1 pseudogene is annotated in these 250 nt (G+C 32.0%); it reads left to right on the top strand.

The features are described 5' to 3' along the window. Positions 1-184: pseudogene (locus ACWA1B_RS23215) on the top strand (acyl-CoA desaturase); the annotation flags it as partial. Positions 185-250: the final 66 nt, after the last annotated feature.

The raw sequence follows: 250 nt of genomic DNA, 5'->3' as shown, positions 1-250 counted from the left end.
GATCGAGCATCACATTTTCCCAAATATCAGTCACATTCATTATGGTAAAATTGCAAAAATCGTAAAAGAAACTGCAAAGGAATGCAATTTGCCTTACTACGAATACAAAACAATGCGAAGTGCTGTTATCGCTCACTTTAAGCATTTACGTGATTTGGGTATGAAACCAGAATTATCAGTCTAAAAACTAAAAGAAAATCTATTAATAATTAACCTTCCTTAAAACAACACAGCAATTTAAGGACATTCA

This window comes from Flavobacterium xizangense (assembly GCF_054075145.1).
This window is presented reverse-complemented; position numbering and strand designations above follow the sequence as displayed.